General features: G+C 62.9%; 1 pseudogene. It reads right to left on the bottom strand.

Annotated features, from left to right (window positions below):
• Positions 1-232 (bottom strand): annotated as a pseudogene (locus OH705_RS28900) (YggW family oxidoreductase); the annotation flags it as partial.

Below are 232 nucleotides of genomic sequence, written 5' to 3'. Positions count from 1 at the left end.
TCAGGTTGTGCCGCGCGGCACGACCGGCTTGGGCGTAGGCCGAGACTACATACTGGCGGTAACCGTGGTAGGCCATCAGCGCCTGGCCGGCTTCCTGGATATCCCAGAAGATGTCGTCCTCGGGCAGCTCAGGTGGCTGGTTACAGTACAAGGTGTTGGGTTCTACCGTCAGCTGGTACCAGGACTGGTGCGTCGGCGCCAGTTCGATGGCCTGGCGCAGGTCACTTAGGGC

The organism is Pseudomonas sp. BJa3 (assembly GCF_026343815.1).
GTDB lineage: Bacteria > Pseudomonadota > Gammaproteobacteria > Pseudomonadales > Pseudomonadaceae > Aquipseudomonas > Aquipseudomonas soli.
Note: the sequence above shows the minus strand (reverse complement) of the source record. Positions and strands in the feature narration are given on the sequence as shown.